This window comes from Aeromicrobium erythreum, assembly GCF_001509405.1.
GTDB classification, from domain to species: Bacteria; Actinomycetota; Actinomycetes; order Propionibacteriales; family Nocardioidaceae; genus Aeromicrobium; species Aeromicrobium erythreum.
This window is the reverse complement of the sequence record NZ_CP011502.1, coordinates 3,356,009-3,377,084: the sequence shown is the minus strand read 5'-3', so window position 1 is coordinate 3,377,084 and position 21,076 is coordinate 3,356,009. Positions and strand designations below refer to the sequence as shown.

13 protein-coding genes are annotated in these 21,076 nt (G+C 74.4%); 4 read left to right on the top strand and 9 right to left on the bottom strand.

All coding sequences use genetic code 11. From position 1 onward, the window contains the following. The first annotated feature begins 48 nt into the window (after positions 1-48). Entirely contained in the window at positions 49-744 is a 696-nt protein-coding gene (locus Aeryth_RS15960; RefSeq protein WP_067860697.1) for a TetR/AcrR family transcriptional regulator, read from the top strand. Here Aeryth_RS15960 and Aeryth_RS15955 read toward each other — a convergent pair. Genes Aeryth_RS15955 through Aeryth_RS18140 form a run of 5 tightly spaced genes read right to left on the bottom strand, consistent with a single transcriptional unit; the run spans position 693 to position 5,281 of the window. Beyond that, a complete protein-coding gene (locus Aeryth_RS15955) occupies positions 693-1,637 on the bottom strand; it encodes a carbohydrate kinase family protein (protein ID WP_067860695.1) in 945 nt (314 codons plus the stop codon). The two genes, Aeryth_RS15960 and Aeryth_RS15955, sit on opposite strands and share 52 nt — an antisense overlap. Further along, complete coding sequence (locus Aeryth_RS15950; protein ID WP_067860693.1) at positions 1,634-2,305, bottom strand: class II aldolase/adducin family protein; 672 nt, start codon at positions 2,303-2,305, stop codon at positions 1,634-1,636. The genes Aeryth_RS15955 and Aeryth_RS15950 overlap by 4 nt, the downstream gene beginning before the upstream one ends. Continuing rightward, positions 2,302-2,784 carry an SRPBCC family protein gene (locus tag Aeryth_RS15945; RefSeq protein ID WP_067860691.1) on the bottom strand — a complete coding sequence of 161 codons (483 nt, stop codon included), beginning with the start codon at positions 2,782-2,784 and terminating at the stop codon, positions 2,302-2,304. The genes Aeryth_RS15950 and Aeryth_RS15945 overlap by 4 nt, the downstream gene beginning before the upstream one ends. After that, a complete protein-coding gene (locus Aeryth_RS15940) occupies positions 2,781-4,181 on the bottom strand; it encodes a flavin monoamine oxidase family protein (RefSeq protein ID WP_067860689.1) in 1,401 nt (466 codons plus the stop codon). The genes Aeryth_RS15945 and Aeryth_RS15940 overlap by 4 nt, the downstream gene beginning before the upstream one ends. Beyond that, positions 4,178-5,281, bottom strand: coding sequence for an alpha/beta hydrolase (locus Aeryth_RS18140; RefSeq protein WP_067860687.1), 1,104 nt, complete (start codon positions 5,279-5,281; stop codon positions 4,178-4,180). Before Aeryth_RS18140 ends, Aeryth_RS15940 begins: the two co-directional genes overlap by 4 nt. A 144-nt stretch (positions 5,282-5,425) precedes the next feature. On the opposite strand from Aeryth_RS18140, the gene Aeryth_RS15930 reads away from it, so the two are divergent. Continuing rightward, positions 5,426-6,667: an FAD-dependent monooxygenase gene (locus tag Aeryth_RS15930; RefSeq protein WP_067860685.1), complete on the top strand. Its 1,242-nt coding sequence runs from the start codon at positions 5,426-5,428 to the stop codon at positions 6,665-6,667. Positions 6,668-6,694: 27 nt separating this feature from the next. Then, positions 6,695-7,138, top strand: a complete 444-nt coding sequence (locus Aeryth_RS15925; RefSeq protein WP_083516504.1) for a MarR family winged helix-turn-helix transcriptional regulator — start codon at positions 6,695-6,697, stop codon at positions 7,136-7,138. Positions 7,139-7,179: 41 nt separating this feature from the next. Here Aeryth_RS15925 and Aeryth_RS15920 read toward each other — a convergent pair whose 3' ends face one another. From Aeryth_RS15920 to Aeryth_RS18015, 4 genes are all read right to left on the bottom strand, one after another. Then, positions 7,180-7,896 (bottom strand): class I SAM-dependent methyltransferase, encoded by a 717-nt coding sequence (locus tag Aeryth_RS15920; RefSeq protein ID WP_067860683.1) that lies wholly within the window; start codon positions 7,894-7,896, stop codon positions 7,180-7,182. Between the two features lie 40 nt (positions 7,897-7,936). Further along, positions 7,937-9,175, bottom strand: coding sequence for an activator-dependent family glycosyltransferase (locus tag Aeryth_RS15915; RefSeq protein WP_067860681.1), 1,239 nt, complete (start codon positions 9,173-9,175; stop codon positions 7,937-7,939). Between the two features lies 1 nt (position 9,176). Next, positions 9,177-10,121, bottom strand: a complete 945-nt coding sequence (locus tag Aeryth_RS15910; RefSeq protein ID WP_067860679.1) for an NAD-dependent epimerase/dehydratase family protein — start codon at positions 10,119-10,121, stop codon at positions 9,177-9,179. A gap of 184 nt (positions 10,122-10,305) precedes the next feature. Beyond that, positions 10,306-10,602, bottom strand: a complete 297-nt coding sequence (locus tag Aeryth_RS18015) for a hypothetical protein (RefSeq protein WP_158509222.1) — start codon at positions 10,600-10,602, stop codon at positions 10,306-10,308. Positions 10,603-10,641: 39 nt separating this feature from the next. Between Aeryth_RS18015 and Aeryth_RS17725 the strand changes: the two genes are divergently transcribed. After that, the gene (locus tag Aeryth_RS17725) at positions 10,642-21,036 is read left to right on the top strand and encodes a type I polyketide synthase (RefSeq protein WP_158509221.1); all 10,395 of its coding nucleotides are present in this window, start codon (positions 10,642-10,644) and stop codon (positions 21,034-21,036) included. The last annotated feature ends 40 nt before the right edge of the window (positions 21,037-21,076 follow it).

Here is a 21,076-nt window from a genome sequence, read left to right as displayed (position 1 = left end):
ATCCTAGCGAACATCGGACACTTGTCCGATGTTCGCTAGGATCGACTCATGGACGAGTCCTCCCTGCACGAGCGGCTGCTGGAGTCCGCCGTCGCCACCGTCGCCGAGCTGGGTTGGCGCGACGCGGCCGTGGAGCCGCTGTGCGCTCGCGCCGGGACCACGCCGGCGGCCTTCTACGCCGAGTTCGCCACGCTCGACGACCTCTTCGTCGCCCTCTACCGCCGCGAGGCCCGCGACCGGGTCGCGGCGATCGACCGCAGCCTGCGACGGCTCGTGTCGCGGCGTGGGCGGCAGGCCGGTGCTGGTGTGCCGGTGGAGCCCGCCTCCGCGGTGGCCGCCGTGGCCGACGCGGTGGGCGCGGAGCTCTCGGACCGTCGCTGGTGGCTCGTCAGCACCGAGTACATGCTCCGCGCCGTGCGCCACCCCGACGTCGGGGGTGAGTACCTGCGGGTGCGACGCGAGGTCCACGAGCAGGTTGTGGACGTCGTGGGACGGGCCGTGGCCGACCTCGGCCTCGTGCTGCAGGTCGAGGTCGACCGGCTCGTCGGGCTCGGCATCGTGCTGCACCGCGGCGTCGTCGGGCAGAGCCTGCTCGACCCTGGGGCGACGTCGGCGACCGACCTCGACCGGCTCGTCTGGGAGGCGCTGGTGCTCCCGGCGGCTGCCGCCGACGGGCCTCGGCCGACGTGGGCTCAGCGGGTGGGCGTGGAGGTGGCGAACGCGTCGACGAACGCGAGGTCGTAGGAGCCGGCGTCGGTGCCGAGACCCTGTGCCACCTGCGCCGCGACGGCGCAGCCCAGTCGAGCCGACTCCTCCGCGGAGCGACCCGCGGCGCGCCCGAGGACGAAACCGGCGGAGAACGCGTCGCCGCAGCCCGTGGTGTCGACGACGTCGATCGCGAACGCCGGCACCTCGACCACCTCGTCGGCCGTCACCACCACGGCCCCGCGTTCGCCGGCTGTCGCCGCGACGCAGCCGACACCCTTCTGCAGAAGGGCGCGTGCACCCTCGACCAGGTCGGTGGTACCGGTGAAGCCGAGCACCTGCTCGTCGTTCGGGAGCAGCACGTCGCAGTGCGGGAGCGCGTCCTGGATCCACTCGAGCATGCCCGGGTCGCCGGGTGCGAGCACGTCGATCGACGTCGTGATGCCCGCGGCGCGAGCGGCGGCCAGCAGCTCGCCGGCGGCGGGACCGCCGACGAACTCGGGTCCGCCCAGGTGGAGGTGGTCGACGCCCGCGAGGTCGGCGACGTCGGGCAGGGTGAACCCGCCGTTCGCGCCGATGACGTGCCACGCCGGTCGGTCGCCGTTCGGTCGCACGGGGATGACGGAGGCCGACGTCTGCTCCGTGGGGTGGGTCGCGAGGCCGGCGACGTCGACGCCCTCCTCCTCCAGCAGCGCGCGCAGGGTGCGGCCCGCCGCGTCGTCGCCGACCGCGCCGTAGGACCGCACGTGCGCGCCGAGGCGGCTCAGCACCAGGGCGGCGCCGCCGGCGGTGCCGGCGGCCGACAGCCGGATCGACTCCACGAGCTGGCCCTCGGAGCCCTCCGGCACGGACTCGATGCCGACGGCGTGGGCGTCGAGCACGTGCACGCCGACGGCGGCGACGGTGACGGGGGTGGGGGACGAGGTGCTCATGGGTTCTCCTGGACGGTTCCGTAGTGGCGCTCCAGCGCCTGGGTGATGACCGCGAGTTGCTGCTCCTCGGTCAGGGGCACGGGCTCGGACACCTGGCTCACGCGCAGCAGCAGCTCGGCGAGCCACTCGACGAGCAGGGCGTGGTCGACGGCCGACCGCAGGTCCTGCCCGAGGGCGACGGCGCCGTGGTGCGCCATGAGTGCCGCCTGGCGTCCGTCGAGCGCGGCGAGCACGTGCTCGGCGAGCTCGGGCGTGCCGAACGTGGCGTACGGGGCGACGCGGATCTCGCCGCCGAGCAGGATCTGCTGGTAGTGCAGCACCGGCATCGACCCGAAGCGCGCGGGGGCGCACGCCACGGCGGTGGCGGCGGGGGAGTGCGTGTGGACGCAGGCCCGGGCGAACGTGCGGCGGTACACGTCGAGGTGCAGCGTCAGCTCCGACGTCGGCTTCAGCCGCCCCGACACGACCGTGCCCGCCAGGTCGGTCTCGACGACGTCGTCGGCGGTGCAGCGCCCGAGCACCACGCCGGTGGCGGTCACGAGCACGCGGTCGTCGCCGAGGCGGGTCGACACGTTGCCGGCGGTGCCGACGAGCAGGCCGGCGTCGGCCAGCTCGCGGGCGGCGGCGGCGAGCGCCTCGCGGGGGTCGTCGGTCTCGGGGTTGGTCATCGGGCCTCCCGCGGCAGGGGTCGCTCCGAGCGCAGCAGGGTGTCGAGGTTCTGCATCGACCGCTGGAACTCCTGCGGCAACGACCGGCCGAGGACGGCCGCCAGCACGCGACCGAGCGGTCCGAGCGCGAGGCCGAAGGTGACCTCGTACGTCATCAGGGTGCCCCGCCCGTCCGACGTCGGCGTGAAGGTGAAGACGTTCCGGAAGTCCCGCAAGGGGGCCAGGCCCTCCCCTGCGTCGACCCGCCGCAGGTGCGGCTCGACCTCGAGCACGGTCCACGTCGTCGTGGCGATGAGCGGTCCGAGGGTGCTGTTGCGCTCGCCGTACGTGTCGCCGACGGTGGCGCTGCCGTGGTGGCGGGTCACCTCCAGGCAGCCGTCGACCCACTCGGCGTAGCGGGACGTGTCGTCGACGACGGCCCAGACGTCCTCGACGGGGGCGTCGATGCGGCGCTCGGCGCGCACGCGGTGCTGGCTCATGCGGTCTCCTCGTGGCGGGTGGTGCGAGTGATGAGGTCGGCGACGTCCTCGCCGGTACGGACGGCGCCGTCCATGTAGCCGTTCCAGTGGTTCGCGTGCTCGGCCCCCGCCCAGTGGACGCGGCCGTGGGGCACGTCGCGCCACGGCCCGAGCTCGGTGAGCACGCCGGGCGCGAGCACGGCGGTCGGCCCGCCGCGGGTCCACGGCTCAGTGGTCCAGTCCTGCTCCCAGTAGTCGGTCGGCTCGAGCGCGCGCGGCCCGACGACGCGGGCGAAGCTGCGCAGCACCGCCCCTCGCCGTTGCGCGGCCGGCCGGTCGGCCCACGTCTTCCAGGCGTGCGCGCCGAGGAATCCCATGAGCACCCCCGGGGCGCCGGACGGCGGGGTGTTGTCGAACATCGAGCACACCGGCTCCGCGTCGCCACGGAACAGCCCCTGTCCGGACAGCCCGTCCGCACGCCAGAACGGCTCGTCGTACACGGCCTCGCACTTCATGAGCGTCCCGAACGTCATGCGGCGGAACAGCTCGGCCTGCGGGGCGGGGAGCGCGGGCTCGAGGTCGATGCCGGCCACGAGGTGCGGCGGCACCGCGACCACGACGTGCTGCGCGTCGACGTCGAGGTGGTCGGTCGACACCCGCGCGCCGCTCGCGTCCTGCTCGATGCGTCGTACCGGCGCGTCGAGCACCACCGCGTCGCCGAGGTCGGCGGCCAGCAGGGCGGAGAGGCGGTGGGAGCCGCCGACGAACCGCGACTCCTGTGCCCCGCCGTCGACGCCGATCATGCGGTCGAGGGTGCCGCGGTGCGTCTCGTCGCCCGCGCCGGCCACGTACCAGAGGGTGAACAGCGCCGACGTCTCCGCGGCCGTCGTGCCGTACGCCGAGCCGAGCAGGATCTCCAGCACCTCCACGGCGCCGCCGCCGAGGGAGAGGGACCGCGCCCACGACGCGGTGGTCATGGCGTCGAGCCGGTGCGCGTCGGGCGAGCGCCACGGGGCGTCGAGGTCGATGCGCCGCACCGCACGGTCGAGCCGGGCCATGAGGAGACCGAGGTCGGGGAGGGTGGTCCAGGCCGGGGGGATGTCGCCGCTGAACCGGCGCACCGCCTTCCCGTGCACGTACACGGTGTCGCCGTCGTCGTGGGCGCGGAACGTGTCGACGCCCAGCTCGGTGGCCAGGGCGAGCACGCGGTCCTGCGTCGGCCCGACGAACTGCCCGCCGGACTCGACCACCTGCCCGTCGCCGAGGTCGTGGTTGAGGGTGCGGCCGCCCACGCGGTCACGGGCCTCCAGCACAAGCACCGAGCGGCCGCGCTCCTGCAGACGTCGGGCCGCGGTGAGGCCGGCGAGCCCGGCCCCGACCACGACGACGTCGACGCTGCGCCGCTCCCGTGCCGTCATCGGACGGTCTCCCCGGAGGCGAGCGGCACGAGACGCTTGCGCAGCTGGCCGGCGGCCTCGTCGAGGACGCGTCGGGCGACGGTGCCGACGCCGGTGGCGTTCACGAGCCCGTGGACGATGCCCTCCTGGCGGGTGAGCGTGGTGGGCACGCCGGCCTCGAGCAGTCGGGTGGCGTAGGCCTCGCCCTCGTCGCGCAGCACGTCGAAGCCGGCGACGACGACGTGGGCGGGCGGCTGTCCCTCGAGGTCGGGGGCGAGCAGCGGCGAGACGCGCGGGTCGTGGGCTTGGGCCGGGTCGGTCAGATAGTGCGCCTTGTACCAGTCCATCTGGGCGTCGCTGAGGAAGAAGCCGTCGCTGAACAGCTCGTAGGAGCGGTGCTTGGTGGTCAGGTCGGTGACCGGCATGAACATCAGCTGGAAGGCGGGCACCGGGACGGACGGGTCCGTGCGGGCCTCCAGCGTGCTGACGAGGGAGGCGACGGCGGTCAGGTTGCCGCCCGCGCTCTCGCCGCCCACGGCCACGGCCGACGGGTCGATGCCGAGCTCGCTCGCGTGGGCGACCACGTGCCGGAAGGCCGCGACCGCGTCGTCGACCCCGGCCGGGAAGGGGTGCTCGGGGGCGAGGCGGTAGTCGACGGAGACCACGGTGATGCCTGCTGTGTCGGCGAGGTAGCGGCAGACGGAGTCGGCGGAGCCCAGGTTGCCGAGCACCCATCCGCCGCCGTGGAAGTAGACGAGGCCGGCGGACAGGGCGGGCAGCCCGGCGGGCCGGTAGATGCGAGCGGGCAGGTCCCCGCCGGGACCGGGGAGGACGAGGTCGCGCACGTCGTGCACGGGGTGCTCGTAGCCGAACACCCACGCCTCGCCGTCGATCTGGCGGCGGCCCTCCTCGACGGGCAGCGTCTCGAACGTCTCGCCGACCGCGAGGTTCAGCAGCCGCACCCCCACCTGGGCCTCGACGTCGAGCGTCTGCCCGTCGATCGAGATCGGCTTTCCGGCGATGGCGCGCTTGAGCGGCTGCGGCAGGCGACCGAGCGTGCGCACCACGCGGCGCGCGACCCGGTCGGACAGGGGTCGGTGGGTGGTCTGCTTCTCGGTCATGCGGGCTCCCTCGCTGTGCGTGTGAGCCAGGGTACACCGAACATCGGACATCTGTCCGATGTTCGGTGTTGTTCTCTCGTTGGACGTGCGGGGCAGAGCAGAAGACTTCACAGTGAAGTGAACGTCCATGACGAAGGAGACCCGATGTCCACCACCCGACCCACCGTGCTCGTCACCGGCACGAGCATCGCCGGACCCGCGTCGGCGTGGGGCCTGTCGCGCGCCGGCTTCGACGTCACCCTGCTCGAACGTTCGCCCGAGCCACGCACCACCGGCCAGAACATCGACGTCCGCGGGCTCGGCCGACAGGTCCTGCGCCGGATGGGCGTCGAGGAGGAGGTGCTCGCGCACCTGACCGGGGAGGACGGCACCCGCTTCATCGGCCCGGACGGGACCCCGGTCTCCGTCCTGCCGAAGCAGGAGGGCGCCGACGTCGACGGGCCCACCGCCGAGATCGAGATCCTCCGCGGACGTCTGTCGCAGATCGTGCTCGGCACCGTGTCGGCCGAGGTCGAGCAGCGGTGGGGCACCTACGTGACGGCCGTGGCGCAGGATGCCGACGGCGTCGACGTCGAGCTCGCCGACGGCACGCGCGAGCGGTACGACCTCCTCGTCGTCGCCGAGGGGCGCGGGTCGCGCACCCGCCGCCTCGTCATGGGCGACCGCACCGAGATCCGCGACGCCGGCGTCTCGATGGCGTACGGCACGATCGACCGTCGCCCCGACGACACCGACTTCTGGGACTGGTACACCGCTCCGCGCGGCCGGTCCGTCACCCTGCGACCCGACGACGTCGGCACGATCCGCGCCACGCTCACCTTCGCGTGCGAGCCGTTCGGCTTCGAGCGGCTCGACACGGACGCCCAGCTCACGGTGCTGCGCGAGCGCTTCGCGGACGCCGGCTGGCAGACCGAGCGCGTCCTCGACGGGTTCGAGCAGCACCCGGAGGAGCTCTACGCGCAGCGGTTCGCGCAGGTCGTGCTCCCGTCGTGGAGCGAGGGTCGGGTCGCGTTTCTCGGCGACGCCGCGTGGGGGTCGGGCCCGACCGGGATGGGCACCACGCTCGCACTGGTCGGGGCGTACGTCCTCGCCGGGGAGCTCGAGCGCACGCTGCACGAGGAGCGCACCCACGGCGACGCCTTCGCGGCGTACGAGTCGATGCTGCGCGCGTACGTCGACCGGCACCAGTCGCTGCCGCCCGGCGGTGCCCGCGTGATGCACCCGTCGTCGCGGCTCGGCGTGCGGGTGGTCAACACGATGTTCCGGCTGGCGGGGACGAAGCCGTTGAGCTCCCTGCTCGATCGCGTGTTCCTGCCCGACCGCAAGGGTGAGCCGATCCTCCCGGACTACGCGTTCTCCCGGCGCGAGGGGCGTCCGGCGGCGTAGAGTCCTGCTCCGACCAGGAGGTGCTGGATGACCGAGTCGGCGGCGAGGATGCTCGAGGCGCTGCGTGGCTACGTGGTCGCGTACCAGGAGTCGGTCCACGACCTCGCGCGCTGGATGGGCCTGCCGCCGTCGGACGGTGCCGCGTTCGGCGAGGTCCTGTGGGCGGAGGCGACGGGGCGGCCGATGTCGCCGGCGCGCCTGTCGGAGCGGGTCGGGCTGACGTCAGGCGCCACGAACGCCCTGGTCAACCGGCTCGAGCGCGACGGGATGGTGGCCCGCAGCCGCGAGAGCTCCGACCGTCGGTTGGTCACGCTGCGCGCCACGCCCGGGGCAAGGCGTCGGGCCGAGGAGTTCACCACCCAAGCCACCCTCGCCCTCCAGGCCCTGCTCGCCCAGCAGGACGACGCCCATCTCGACGCCGTCCGCGCCACGCTCGACCGGTTCGCCGCGGTCCTGCCGCGCCACCGCTGAGGTGTCGGGGCAGGGAGCAGCCGACGGCCGACTTGGTGGCGTCAGCCTGCGTGCAGGCCGACGAACAGCCCGCGCCCGGACGGGCCGCCCTCCAGGTACTCCACGTCGAGGCCGGCCTGGCGGAAGGCCGTCTCGTACTCCTCGCGCTCGAACAGCGTGATCTCGTAGTGCTCGGTCTCGTGCCGCACCCCGTCCGTCGGGTCCGCGACCAACCAGTGGATCTCGAGCCGGGAGACCCGACCGTCACGCAGGGAGTGCGACGTCCGCGAGATCGCACGGTCCCCCACGCGGACGACGTCGGCCGCGACGTACCCGGGCAGGAAGGTCTCCGGGAACCACCACGGCTCGACCACCACGACACCCTGCGGCGCGAGATGGCGGGCGAAGGAGTCGAGGGCAGCGTCCAGCTCGTCGACGTCGACCATGTGCCCGATGGAGCTGAACATGCACGTCACGGCGTCGAACTGCCGAGGTAGGTCGATGGCCCGCATGTCGCCCTGGGTGACGGTGAGCTGCGGGTAGCGCCGTTCGGCGACCTCGATCATGGCGGGGGAGAGCTCGAGCCCCTCCACCCGGCCGAACGACCGCGAGAGGGGCTCGAGATGGCTCCCCGTGCCGCACGCGACGTCGAGCACCGAGTCGGCGTGAGGGTATCGCGAGCGCACCAGGTCGGTCACGGCCGATGCCTCGGCGGCGTAGTCCTTGCCCCGCGCCTCGTAGAACTGGTCGTAGAGCTCAGCGAACTCACCTTCGTACACGGTCTCCTCCTGGACGGGTCGGGCTGGACGGGATCGTCGGTCACGTGCGGGCGGCGACGGTGCGCCGCTCGATCTCCTGCGCCACGGCCGTCGGCGTCGGCTCGGCGCGCAGCTCCTCGCGGAGCGCGCGGGCCTGCGCGCGGTAGGTGGGCTGGTCCAGGACCGAGCGCACGGCGTCCGCCAGGGTCGCGGCATCGGTCTGCTGCGGGTCGAGGGAGAGGCCGGCGCCGGCGTCGGCGACCTGCTGACCTCGCAGCAGGCAGTCCCACTCGTGCGCGACCGCCACCTGCGGCACCGCCTGGTGCAGCGCCGATGCCCACGTGCCCGCCCCGCCGTGGTGCACCACGACGTCGCACGACTCCATGAGGGCGTTCATGGGGACGAAGTCGACCAGGCGAACGTTGGACTGCACCTGGTCGGGGGCGAGGCCGGAGCGGGTGACCACGACCTCGTGGTCGAGGTCGGCCAGACGTGCGAGCAGCTCGGGCAGGTCCGCGCCGTCGCCGAGGCCCGAGAAGCCGCCGGTGACGGCGATCCGTCGCCGACCGTCGTCGAGCCAGGATGGCGTCCGCGAGGGGCCGTTGTACGGGGCCGACGTCGTCCCGGGAGTGATGTCCAAGCCGGAAGGAAGCCGGAAGCGGGCCGGGATCTGCTCGACGGTCCACTGCCCGAGCGCGAGGTCGGGCGTCGCTTCGACACCGTGCTCGCTCGCCACGTCCCGGAGCCAGTCGGCCAGGGGGTCGGGGCGGCGGCGGTTCTCCTCTTGGTCGGCCCGCAGCGCGAGGAAGTGTGAGCGGAAGTAGCCGGTCAGGTCGGTCCCCCAAGCCACGCGCGCGTGCGCCGCGCCGCTGGCTCGCGCTGCGACGGCACCGGCGAAGGTGAACGGTTCCCACAGGACGAGGTCCGGCTGCCACCGGCGCGCGTGGTCGACGAGGCCGGCGACGAACTCGGGGTTGTTCACCCGCGGGAAGACCGAGCGTGCGTTCGCCGTCTCCAGTCCGAGCAGAAAGTCCCAGGAGTGCAGCTCGTCGTGGCGACGAGCGAAGTCAAGACCCGTGGAGTACCGGTGGACCTCGGTGGCCTCCGCGGGGTCGATCTCGAAGAGTCGGTGGTCGACACCGACCGGGACCGCCACCAGGCCGGCCGAGACGATGTCGTCGACGAGGTCGGGCTGGCTCGCCACCCGGACCTGGTGGCCCGCGAGCGTGAGCGCCCACGCCAGCGGCACGAGGCCCTGGAAGTGGGTCCGGTGGGCGAAGGAGGTGAACAGGACCTTCACGTCAGTGGCTCGCTGCCTTCTCGTGCAGGGTCTCGGCGACCTCGCGGACGCCGTCGCCGAAGGCGACCTGCGGGATCCAGCCGGTGGCCTCGGAGAACCGGCCGTCCCCGACGTCGTCGCTGCGGGAGTCGTTCTCGGCGGCGTGGTCCGGCGGGGCGACGCTCGTGACGGGCACGGGCGGTCGCCCCGTGGCGACGGCGACCGCGCGGGCCACGGTCGTGAAGACGTCGAGCAGCGACTCGGTGCGCCCGGCGGACAGCTGCCAGACCTGGCCGGCGACGGCGGCGCCGTGGTCGAACGCGGCCGTGACGGCCCGTGCCGTGTCGTGGACGTGCAGCAGGTCTCGGCGCACGGTGCCGTCGTTCCAGAGGGTCAGCTCGCCGCCCTCGAGGGCGCGATGCGCCATCGCCGCCACGATGCCCCGGCCGGTCTGCCCCGTCGGTCGAGCCACTCCGTACACGGTGGGCAGTCGCAGGATCAGCGGGCGGAGGACCCGCTCCTCGCCGGCCTGCTGCACGAGGCGTTCCGCCTCGATCTTCTGCTCGGCGTATCGGCTGACGGGACCGGCGGCGGCCTGCGCCGAGCTGAGGAAGAGCAGGAGGGGTGGCTCCCGCCGGCGGCTCGCAGCGTCCACCAGCTCCCGCACGAGGTCGACGTTGACGCGATCCGAGGCCGGGTCCTCGGCGTCTCGCCACGTGGAGCCCAGGGTGCCGTAGGCGGCGGCGTGCACGATCACGGAGGCTTCGGCGACGACCGTGCCGATCGTCCCCGGTGTCGCCAGGTCGAGTCGGCGGTCGGTCACACGCTCGGTCGCTGGTACTCCTGACCGCGACACGGCGAGGACCTGCGAGGCGCGCGGGACCAGCTCGGGGAGCAGGGCGCCGCCGACGTAGCCCGACGCCCCGAGCAGGGCGACCACGGGCGCCTGCCCGGCGTCCTCCGACATGCCTGCCCCCTCTGCTGCGCAGCCGCAAACGAGAGGATCGTACCGGAGTTGTCGTCGGACCGGTACGGCGATCCGCCGGCCTGGAACAAAGTGCCACTTCAGTTTGTCCAGCCGCGCCCGTTCTGGTTTGCTGGCCGAGCACGGGCGGTCGTGCCGAGCCCGGGGGAAGCTTGAAGTCGAGGAGTCAGTCGTGGACCGTCACGCCGCCGATCACCACGCACCCAACGACGTCGGGGAGCATGCGGCGGCCCTGCCGCTCGGTGGTGCCGACCGTGACGCGGTGCGCGCGCTCGCGCAGGCCTTGCGGCAGGAGGTCGTCGCTGGCCGGGTGCACGACGTCCGCGCCCTCGGGTCGGCTCTCGCCGCCGACGCCGCCACGTCGAGGACCGACGGCCACCGGTCCGTCGTCGTCCTCGACGACGCCGCCTCGGCGTCGGACCTGGTCGAGGTCCTCGACGCCGTCGTCGCCGGGCGTCCGCACGCACGCCTCGTCGAGGGAGCGCCGCGACGCGATCCGGGCATGACCGCCTTCGTGTTCCCTGGCCAAGGCGCGCAGTGGCCCGGCATGGGTGCGCGCCTCCGCGAGGAGTCGTCCATCTTCGACGAAGCCATGACCCGCTGCCTCGCGGTCCTGGGGGAGGAGCTCCCGGGATGGTCGGAGGATGCGCTGCACTCGGAGGCCGCCCTGCGTGCGGTCGAGGTCGTGCAGCCCGCGCTCTACGCGGTGCAGACGTCGCTCGCAGCGTTGTGGCAGGCTCACGGCGTCCGCGCGGACGTCGTCGTCGGGCACAGCATCGGCGAGCTCGCGGCGGCGCGTGTCGCGGGCGCCTTCTCGCACGACGACGGTGCCAGGGGAGCGTCCCGGTGGAGCCGCGCGATGATGCCGCTGGTGGGCGTCGGGGACATGGCGTCCGTCGGGCTCAGTCTCGACGAGGTACTCGCGCTGCTCGAGCGGTGGCAGGACCCCGATGTCGAGCTCGCCGGGGTCAACGGCCCGGGCTCGGTGCTGCTCGCTGGCGCCCCCGACGCCGTCCGACGTCGCGTCGCCGAGCTGCAGGCCGAGGGCGTCCGAGCCCAGGTGATCGCGGTCGAGATGGCGGCCCACTCCCGTCAGGTCGACGCCGTGGCTGCGGACCTCGCGGGCGCGTTCGACGGACTGGCTCCGGCGTCGCTGGCCCTGCCGTTCGTCTCCAGCGTGGCGGCGGGGCACGTGGACGGACCGGACCTCGTGGGCGCGCACTGGGCCCGGTGCTTCCGCGAGCCCGTGCGGTACGACCAAGCCGTCGCCGTCGCGCTCGCGGACGGCGTGCGGACCTTCGTCGAGGTCAGCCCGCATCCGGTGCTCACCGCGGTGACCCGGCAGACGATCGAGGGCGAGGGCGTCGAGGCCCAGGTCGTCTCGACGCTGCGCCGCGACGTCGGCGGGTGGGCGACGTTCCTACAGTCGCTCGCGCAGGTCTGGGTCGCCGGGACCGACGTCGATTGGTCGGCGGCCTACCTCGGCGTGGAGCCCGCCGGTCTCCCGGTAGCCGTCCCCGTCGGACCGCTGTCGCCCGCCGGTGCTGGTCCGGCCGGTCAAGAGGCCGCCCCGTCGGTGGCGGAGTTCGTGGCGGCGGTCCGCGCACATGCCGCGACGGTGAGCGGCCGCGAGGTCCGTGCGGACGAGACCTTCCTCGACATGGGCCTCGACTCGGTGCTCGTCGCGCAGCTGCGCACCCAGCTGCAGGAGGAGCTGGGGCGTGCGGTCCCGATCACGTCGTTCTACGACTTCCCCACCCCGCAGGCGCTCGCCGAGGCCTTGACCGGTGGGTCCGACCGGCGACCGGCCCGACCGGCGCCCCCGGTGGCGCGCGTGGACGACGAGCCGATCGCCATCGTCTCGATGGCCTGCCGGCTGCCGGGCGACGTCGACACCCCCGAGCGCTTCTGGTCGATCCTGTCCGAGGGCCGCGACCTCGTCGACGGGCTCCCCGCGGACCGCGACTGGGACGTTGACGCGCTGCTGCACCAGGACACCTCCCGGTCCGGGACGACGGTCCAGCGCGCCGGGGGCTTCCTGCGCGCCGTGGCCGACTTCGACCCCGCGTTCTTCGGGCTCTCTCCCCGGGAGGCGCTGGCCATGGACCCGCAGCAGCGCGTGCTGCTGGAGCTGTCCTGGGAGGCGCTCGAGCGGGCGGGGATCGCGCCGTACTCGTTGCGTCGGACGCGGACCGGCGTGTTCGTCGGGTTGATCCCGCAGGAGTACGGACCGCGGCTCGCCGAAGGCGGCGCCGGGGTCGAGGGCTACCTGATGACCGGCACCACCTCCAGCGTGGCGTCGGGGCGCATCGCCTACACGCTCGGTCTCGAGGGGCCCGCGCTGACGGTCGACACGGCCTGCTCGTCCTCCCTCGCCGCCCTGCATCTCGCGTGCGCCTCGCTGCGGCGCGGCGAGACCCCGCTGGCCCTTGTCGGAGGGGCCACGATCATGCCGACGCCGGGCATGCTCGTCGACTTCAGCCGGATGGGCTCGCTCGCTGCCGACGGTCGCTCGAAGGCGTTCTCCGCGGACGCGGACGGCTTCGGCATGGCCGAGGGTGCCGGCATGGTGGTGCTCGAGCGGTTGAGCGACGCCCGGCGCCACGGCCACCCCGTGCTCGCGGTGGTGCGCGGCAGTGCCATGAACTCTGACGGTGCGAGCAACGGGCTGTCGGCCCCGAACGGCCGTGCGCAGGTCAGGGTGGTGCACGACGCGCTCGTCGACGCCGGGCTGTCGGCCGCCGACGTGGACCTCGTCGAGGCGCACGGCACCGGCACGCGGCTGGGCGACCCGATCGAGGCCTCCGCCCTGCGCGACGCGTACGGGGAGGATCGCGAGCGACCGCTGCTCCTCGGATCGGTGAAGTCGAACGTCGGCCACACGCAGGCGGCCGCGGGCGTGGTGGGACTGATGAAGCTCGTGCTGGCCCTGCGGCACGAGCTGGTGCCGCCGACGCTGCACGCGGCCGAGCCGTCGACGGAGATCGACTGGTCCGACGGCACGCTCGAGCTGGTGCAGGAGCCGACGCCGTGGCACCGCGGCGAACGCCCCCGCCGGGCGGGGGTCTCGTCGTTCGGCATCAGCGGCACCAACGTCCACGCCGTGCTGGAGGAGGCGCCAGACACCGCCGCCGCCCCGGCTCCGCCAACCACCCCCGTCGTCCCCTGGGTGCTGTCGGGTGCCTCGGAGTCGGCCGTCGCGACCCAGGCGGCGCGGCTCGCCGACCACCTGGAGGCGCGCCCCGACCTCGACCCGCTCGACGTCGCCCACGCGCTCGCGACCGGACGCTCACCCCTCGGGCACCGGGTCGGGCTGGTGCCGTCGCGCGACGACGCGGTTGCCGAGCTGAGGAGGGTGGCCGACGGCACGTCGCAGGCGGCACGCGGTGTCGTCGAGGCACCGCTGCGCCCGGTGTTCGTGTTCCCCGGCCAGGGCTGGCAGTGGGCCGGCATGGCCGTCGAGCTGCTCGACTCCTCGCCCGTCTTCGCCCGCACGATGCGTGAGTGCGCCCGCGCGCTCCGGCCGCACCTCGACCTCGACGTCGTCGCGTTCCTGCGCGAGGAGGCGGCGCGGGCGACGCCGGGTGGCGCCCTGAGCACGGAGCGGGTCGACCACGTGCAGCCGGTGATGTTCGCCGTCATGGTGTCGCTGGCGGCCACCTGGCGTGCCCAGGGCGTGGAGCCGTCCGCCGTCGTGGGTCACTCGCAGGGCGAGATCGCGGCGGCCTGCGTGGCCGGCCTGCTCACCCTGGAGGACGCCGCCCGCATCGTCGCGCGGCGCAGCGTGGCGATCGCGGGGATGACGCGCCGGGGTGCGATGGTCTCGGTCGCGGCTCCGGTGGAGCAGGTTCGTGAGCGGATCGGCGACGGGCTCGACGTCGCCTCGGTGAACAGCCCGACGTCCGTGGTCGTCGCGGGCGACGCCGACGCCCTGGAGCGGCTGGTCGCGGAGTGCGCGGCCGACGGCGTCCGTGCGACGCGGCTCCCCGTCGACTACGCCTCGCACTCGCGGCACGTGGACGACGTCGAGAGGGCGGTCCTCGAGGGACTGTCCCCGGCACCGCGCCCGCTGCCCGGTGCGGTCCCCATGCTGTCCACCGTCACCGGTCGGTGGGTGGGTCCGGGCGAGCTGGGCCCGCAGTACTGGTTCGACAACCTGCGCAGCACCGTGCGCTTCTCCGACGCCGTCGAGACGCTCGTCGAGAGCGGCCGGACGGCCTTCGTCGAGGTCAGCGCGCACCCGATCCTCCTGGCGCCGGTGGAGCAGACCGCCGAGGCGGTCGGCGTCGACGTCGTCACCGTCGGCACGCTGCGCCGTGCGAGCGGCGGTCCGGACGAGCTGGCCGCGTCGCTCGCACGGGCGTTCGTCGGCGGCGTCCCCGTCGACTGGCAGGAGACCTTCCGCGGCTCCGGCGCGACCCCCGTCGAGCTGCCCACCTACCCGTTCGAGCGGCGCCGGATCTGGTGGTCGCCGCCGGACCGGCGGGTCTCCGTCGGCGGCGAGCCCGACCCGCGGGCGTACCGGATCAGCTGGCGCCCCGTCGCCGCCGACCCCGGCGCGCGCCTGACCGGCACCTGGTGGGTGCTCCACCGCCCCGACCACGACGCCGGGCTGCTGGCCGGCGTCGAGCAGGAGCTGTCGCGCCGCGGAGCCCAGGTGGAGCGCCTCTGCGTCGCGCCGGGAGGCGCCGCGCACGACGTGGCCACAAGGCTCGACCAGGGCCTCGACGTCGCTGGCGTCCTGAGCCTGCTCGCCGTCGACGCGCCCGAGGACACGTCGGCGCCGCTCGACTCCGACGCCGTGCGGGACCTGCTCGGCGTGGTGCAGTCGGTGGTGGCCGCCGGTGCGACGACGCGGGTGTGGTGCGTCACGAGCGGTGCGGTCGCCACCGGTCCGCACGAGGCTGTGCGCACGCTGGGCGGCGGCGCCCTCTGGGGTCTCGGCCGGGTGGTCGGGCTCGAGAACCCCGCCGTGTGGGGCGGTCTCGTGGACCTTCCGGCGGACGTGGGCGACGACGTCGTGTCCCAGCTGGGGGCCGTGCTCGCCACCGACGACGGGGAGGACCAAGTTGCGCTGCGCGGCACCGGCCCCTGGGCGCGGCGGTGGGTCCGGGTCGCGGCACCCGCGACACAGCAGTGGCGCCCGCAGGGCACGGTCCTCGTCACCGGTGCGACCGGTGGCGTCGGTCGGCACGTCGCACGCTGGCTCGCCGGTCGCGGTGCCCGGCGCCTGGTGCTGCTGAGCCGGCGTGGCCCGCAGGCCCCCGATGCCGCGGCCCTGGTGCGCGACCTGGAGGAGGCCGGGGCCGAGGTCGACCTGCGCGCCTGCGACGTCACCGATCGTGACGCCCTCGCGGCGGTGCTGTCCTACATCGGCGACGACATGCCGCTGACGTCGGTCTTCCACGCGGCGGCCACGCTCGACGACGCCGTCGTGACCGAGCTGACGGCGGAGCGGATCGAGCGCTCGAGCCGCGCGAAGGTGCAGGGTGCCCTCCACCTCGACGCGCTGACGCGTGCCGGTGACCTGGACGACTTCGTCCTGTTCTCCTCGTTCGCGTCGGCGTTCGGGGCACCGGGGCTCGGCGGCTACGCCCCGGGCAACGCGGTGCTCGACGCGATCGCGCACGAACGTCGTCGCGCCGGCCTCCCGGCCACGTCGGTGTCGTGGGGCACGTGGGCCGGCGGAGGCATGGCCGAGGGGCCCGTGGCCGAGCGGTTCCGTCGCCACGGGGTGCTGCTGATGGACCCCGACGCGGCCACCGCGTCGCTGGTGTCGGCGCTCGACCGCGCCGACCCCGCGCCGATCGTGATGGACGTGCAGTGGCGACGCTTCCTCGCCGCCTACACGGCCCTGCGTCCGACCCGGCTCTTCGACGAGCTGTCGGACGCGGCCGAGCCTCCCGCGCACCCCGTGCGCGGGTCGGAGCCGGCGGGACCCGGACGCCCGCAGGACGTGGGCGCCCTGGCTGCGCTGGTGCGGGACCGGGTGGCGACCGTGCTCGGGCACGAGTCGTCGGACGCGGTCGACGTGGACCAGCCCTTCTCGCGGCTGGGCGTGGACTCCCTGTCGGCGCTGGAGCTGCGCAACGTGCTGGGCACGGCCCTGGGGCTGCGCCTGCCCACCACCATCGTCTTCGACCACCCGACCACGCGGCGGCTGACGGCGCACCTCGCCGAGGAGACGGGGCTGTCCGAGCAGGCGGTCGAGGCGGGACGCCGCCCCGTTGACGACCGTGACGACGACCGCGACGACGACCCGATCGTCATCGTCGGCATGGGCTGCCGGCTGCCCGGCGGGGTCGACGGACCGCAGGCCCTGTGGGACCTCGTGGCCGCCGGCGCGACCACCGCGACGGACGCCCCCGACGACCGCAGCTGGAGCGTGGGCGAGCTGGCGCGCGGCGGCGTGGCGCGAGGCAGCTTCATCGACGGAGCGGGCGACTTCGACGCGGCGTTCTTCGGCATCTCGCCGCGGGAGGCGTTGGCGATGGACCCGCAGCAGCGCCACGCGCTGCAGTCGGTCTGGGAGACGCTCGAGCACGCCGGCATCGCGCCGGACTCGCTGCGCGGCAGCCGCACCGGCGTCTTCGTGGGCCACTCGAACCAGGGCTACGGCACGGGGGCCGTGGAGCAGGACGTCGACCTCGAGGGCTACCGGCTGACGGGCTCCACCGCCAGCGTGGTCTCGGGTCGGGTGGCGTACGTGCTGGGTCTGGAGGGGCCGGCGATCACGGTGGACACGGCGTGCTCGTCGTCGTTGGTGGCGTTGCATCTGGCGGTGGGGGCGTTGCGTTCGGGTGAGTGTGAGCTGGCGGTGGCTGGTGGTGTGTCGGTGATGGCGGGTCCTGAGGTGTTCGTGGAGTTCTCGCGTCAGGGTGCGTTGGCGGCGGATGGTCGGTGCAAGCCGTTCTCGTCGGCTGCTGACGGGTTCGGCCTCGGCGAGGGTGCGGCGTTCGTGGCGGTGCAGCGGTTGTCGGTGGCGCGGCGTGAGGGTCGTCGGGTGTGGGGTGTGGTGGCTGGTTCTGCGGTGAATCAGGATGGTGCGAGCAACGGGTTGGCTGCGCCGAGTGGGGTGGCGCAGCAGCGGGTGATTCGTGAGGCGTGGGCGCGTGCTGGTGTGGGTGCTGGTGACGTGGGTGTGGTGGAGGCGCATGGGACGGGGACCCGGTTGGGTGATCCGGTGGAGGCGTCGGCGGTGTTGGCGACGTATGGGCGTGGTCGTGGTGGTGCTGGGCCGGTGTTGTTGGGTTCGGTGAAGTCGAACGTGGGTCATGCTCAGGCTGCTGCGGGGGTGGCGGGGTTGATCAAGGTGGTGATGGGTCTGTCGCGTGGTGTGGTGGGTCCGTCGGTGGTGGTGGGGTCTCGTTCGGAGCTGGTGGACTGGTCGGCTGGTGAGGTGGAGCTGGCTGAGGGGTTGCGGGCGTGGCCGGTGGGTCCTGACGGGGTGCGTCGGGCGGGGGTCTCGGCGTTCGGGATCAGTGGGACGAACGCGCACGTGGTGGTCGAGCAGGCCCCGGCGTCCGAGCCGGTGCCGGCACCCGCCCCGGGCGGGCTCGGCGGCGACCTGGTGCCGCTGGTGCTGTCGGCGCGCACGCCGCAGGCCCTCGCGCGCCTGGCCAAGGCCACCGTCGACCGGCTCGCCGGCGACGACGCCCCCGACCTGGCCGACGCCGCCTGGACCCTCGCGACGGGCCGCGCGCGCCTGCCGCACCGCGCCGTCGTCACGGCCGACCGCGCGAGCGCGGTCACGCGGCTGGGCGCGGTGGCGGAGGGTCTGCCGTCCGTGCACGTCGCGACGACCGACCCGTCCCGGCCGGCTGCCGGCGTCACGGGCCCGGTGATGGTGTTCCCGGGTCAGGGGGCGCAGTGGGTGGGGATGGCGTCGGGTCTGTTGGGGGTGGAGGTGTTCGCGTCGGCGTTGGCCGAGGTGGATGTGGCGTTGGGGGAGGTGTTGGGCTTTTCGGTGCGTGAGGTGTTGGAGGGTCGTGAGGGTGCGCCGTCGTTGGATCGGGTGGAGGTGGTCCAGCCGGCGTTGTTCGCGGTGATGGTGTCCTTGGCGCGGTGGTGGGAGTCGGTGGGGGTGCGGCCGGCTGCGGTGGTGGGTCATTCCCAGGGGGAGATCGCTGCGGCGGTGGTGGCTGGGGTGTTGAGCGTGGCTGATGGTGCGCGGGTGGTGGCGCGGCGTGCGTTGGCGTTGCGGGCGTTGTCCGGTGGTGGGGCGATGGCGTCGGTGGCGTTGCCGGTGGAGCGGGTGCGTGCGTGGGTCGAGCAGGTGGGTGGTCTGGAGGTCGCGGCGGTGAATGCTCCGGCGCAGGTCGTGGTGGCTGGTGACGTGGCTGCGGTGGAGGCGTTGGTCGAGCAGGGTCGGCGTGAGGGTGTGCGGGTGCGGCGGTTGGCGGTGGACTACGCGTCGCACTCGGTGCACGTGGAGCGGGTGCGTGAGGCGTTGGTGGGCGAGCTGGGTGTGGTGCAGGGTCGTGCGGGTCGGGTGCCGGTGTTCTCGAGCCTGCGGGGTGCGCGGGTGGAGGGGCCGGAGCTGGACGGGGCGTACTGGTACGAGAACCTGCGGGGCACGGTGCGGTTCGACGCGGCGGTGCGGGCTGCGATGGACGAGGGGCACGAGGTGTTCCTGGAGGTCAGTCCGCATCCGGTGCTCGCCGCCGCCGTGCAGGAGACCGCGGCCGAGACCGGCGTCGACGTGGCGGTCCTCGACACGCTCGAGCGCGACGTCGAGGAGGTCGGCCGGCTGGTCCGCGCGGCCGGCGCCGCCTTCGCCGCGGGCCTCGACGTCGACTGGCGGGCGCTGCTGGCTCCCGCGCAGGTCGTGCCCCTCGCGACCTATCCCTTCGAGCAGCGTCGGTACTGGCTCACGCCGCGACGCGCGCAGGTCCAGGACCCGCTTGCCGGCTGGTTCCTCACCGAGACGTGGACGAGCGTCACTCCCCGCCCCGAGCAGCAGGTCCCGGAGCAGCGCACCCCGCAGCAGCCCGTCCCCGGGCGCTGGTGGGTCGTCGTCCCCGACGACGGTCCGCCGCCGCCGTGGGCGGGCCCGCTGGGCGACGCCCTCCGGGCGGACGGGGCGGACGCGAGGGTCGTCGCTCCCGCTGAGCTCGGACACGAGCTGCGGCCCGGCGACGGCGTCCTCTCGCTGCTGGCGGTCGACTCCGGCGACGCCTCGGCCACGCTGGCGCTCCTGGCTCGGCTGCAGGACCACCGGGGCCCGGTCTGGGTGGCGACGACGTCGGCCGTGGTCGTGAGCGACGACGACGCAGCCCGGGTGCGGCCCGACCAGGCGTCCGTCCGCGCGCTCGCCCAGGTCGCCGGGCTCGAGCGCGGCGCTGCCTGGACGGGTCTGGTGGACCTGCCGGCCGCGTCGGCGTCCGAGGCACCGCCGGCCCTCGACGTCGACGCGGTCGTCTCGGCGCTGCGCGGTGCCGAGGACCAGGTGGCCGTGCGCGACGGACGGGTGCGCGCGCGACGGCTCGTCCCGCACGAGGTGGCGGCGAGCGGCCCGTACGTCCCGCCCACCGGCACCGTCGTGGTGACCGGCGGGACCTCCGGGCTCGGCGCCGTGACGGCGCGCTGGCTGATCGGGCGCGGGGCGCGCAGCCTGGCCCTCCTGAGCCGCCGCGGACCGGGCACGCCGGGCGTCGAGCAGCTGGTCGCGGAGCTGCGGGACGCCGGGGCCGAGGTCACGGTGCAGGCGTGCGACGTCACCGACCGCGCGAGCCTGCGTGCCGCGCTGTCGGTCCACGACGACGTGACCGGCGTCGTCCACGCCGCCGGTCTGCCGCAGCACCAGGCGCTGGCCGACATGGACGAGGCGTCCCTGCGTCGGGTCCTCGACGTGAAGGCGACGGGCGCCGCGCTGCTCGACGAGCTCGTGCCCGACGCCGGACTCTTCCTCCTCTTCTCCTCCGGCGCGGCGGTCTGGGGCAGCAACGGCCAGGCCGCCTACGCCGCCGGCAACGCCGCGCTCGACGCCCTGGCCCGCCGCCGTCACGCCGCGGGTCGGGCGGCGACGTCGGTGGCGTGGGGCCTGTGGGAGACCGGCGGCATGACGCAGGACCAGGCCGCGGTCGACTACCTGCGCGACCGCGGGGTGACGCCCATGGCGAGCGAGGCCGCGCTCTCAGCGCTCGAGCGCGTGCTGGCCGTGGGCGTCCCGAACGCGGTCGTGGCCCACATCGACTGGCCCACCTTCGCCGCCGCCTACTGCGCTGCGCGTCCTCGTCCGCTGCTCGACCTGCTGCGCGGCGGGACCCCGACCGAGGGTGCGCAGCACGAACCCGAGCCTGCCGAGGAGACGGGTGCGGAGGCCGCGCCCGGGCTGGGCGACGAGCTGGCCGGGCTGCCGGCCGTCGAGCGTCGGGCCCGGCTGCTCCGCCTGGTCCGCGTCCACGCCGCCGCCGTCCTAGGCCACGACGACCCGGCCACGATCCGACCGCGCGACTCCTTCAAGGACCTCGGCTTCGACTCCCTCGCGGCACTGCGCCTGCGCGACGGCCTGCAGAAGGCGTCCGGCCTGACGCTGAGCAGCACGCTCGTCTACGACCACGCCGACGCCACCGAGGTCGCCGCCTACCTCGACACCCGCCTGGACGTCGACGTCCCGGCGGCGCCGTCGGGGACGCAGGGTGACGGTCTCGACCGGCTGGAGCAGGAGCTCGTCGCGCTCGACGACGCCGGGCGGGCGGCGGCCGTCGACCGGCTCCTGGCCGTGGTGGCGCGGCTCCGGACGACCCCGGCCGAGCCGGGGCCGGACGAGGTCGCCGACCTGGCACCGGACGAGGTCGAGGACGACGTCGAGGTGGACGACGACCTGCTGGACGCCGACCTCGACGAGCTCGTCGCCGCGCTCGGCCGGGAGCTGGGGGACGACGGTGGCACCTGACGACCGCACGACCCAGGGGCCCGGCACCACGCACGACCAC

What these genes read in the sequence shown, in the direction of transcription:
- Aeryth_RS15960 (WP_067860697.1), top strand. Translation starts at nt 49, where the DNA reads ATGGACGAGTCCTCCCTGCACGAGCGGCTGCTGGAGTCCGCCGTCGCC.
- Aeryth_RS15955 (WP_067860695.1), bottom strand. Translation starts at nt 1,637, where the DNA reads ATGAGCACCTCGTCCCCCACCCCCGTCACCGTCGCCGCCGTCGGCGTG.
- Aeryth_RS15950 (WP_067860693.1), bottom strand. Translation starts at nt 2,305, where the DNA reads ATGACCAACCCCGAGACCGACGACCCCCGCGAGGCGCTCGCCGCCGCC.
- Aeryth_RS15945 (WP_067860691.1), bottom strand. Translation starts at nt 2,784, where the DNA reads ATGAGCCAGCACCGCGTGCGCGCCGAGCGCCGCATCGACGCCCCCGTC.
- Aeryth_RS15940 (WP_067860689.1), bottom strand. Translation starts at nt 4,181, where the DNA reads ATGACGGCACGGGAGCGGCGCAGCGTCGACGTCGTCGTGGTCGGGGCC.
- Aeryth_RS18140 (WP_067860687.1), bottom strand. Translation starts at nt 5,281, where the DNA reads ATGACCGAGAAGCAGACCACCCACCGACCCCTGTCCGACCGGGTCGCG.
- Aeryth_RS15930 (WP_067860685.1), top strand. Translation starts at nt 5,426, where the DNA reads ATGTCCACCACCCGACCCACCGTGCTCGTCACCGGCACGAGCATCGCC.
- Aeryth_RS15925 (WP_083516504.1), top strand. Translation starts at nt 6,695, where the DNA reads ATGACCGAGTCGGCGGCGAGGATGCTCGAGGCGCTGCGTGGCTACGTG.
- Aeryth_RS15910 (WP_067860679.1), bottom strand. Translation starts at nt 10,121, where the DNA reads ATGTCGGAGGACGCCGGGCAGGCGCCCGTGGTCGCCCTGCTCGGGGCG.
- Aeryth_RS17725 (WP_158509221.1), top strand. Translation starts at nt 10,642, where the DNA reads ATGACCGCCTTCGTGTTCCCTGGCCAAGGCGCGCAGTGGCCCGGCATG.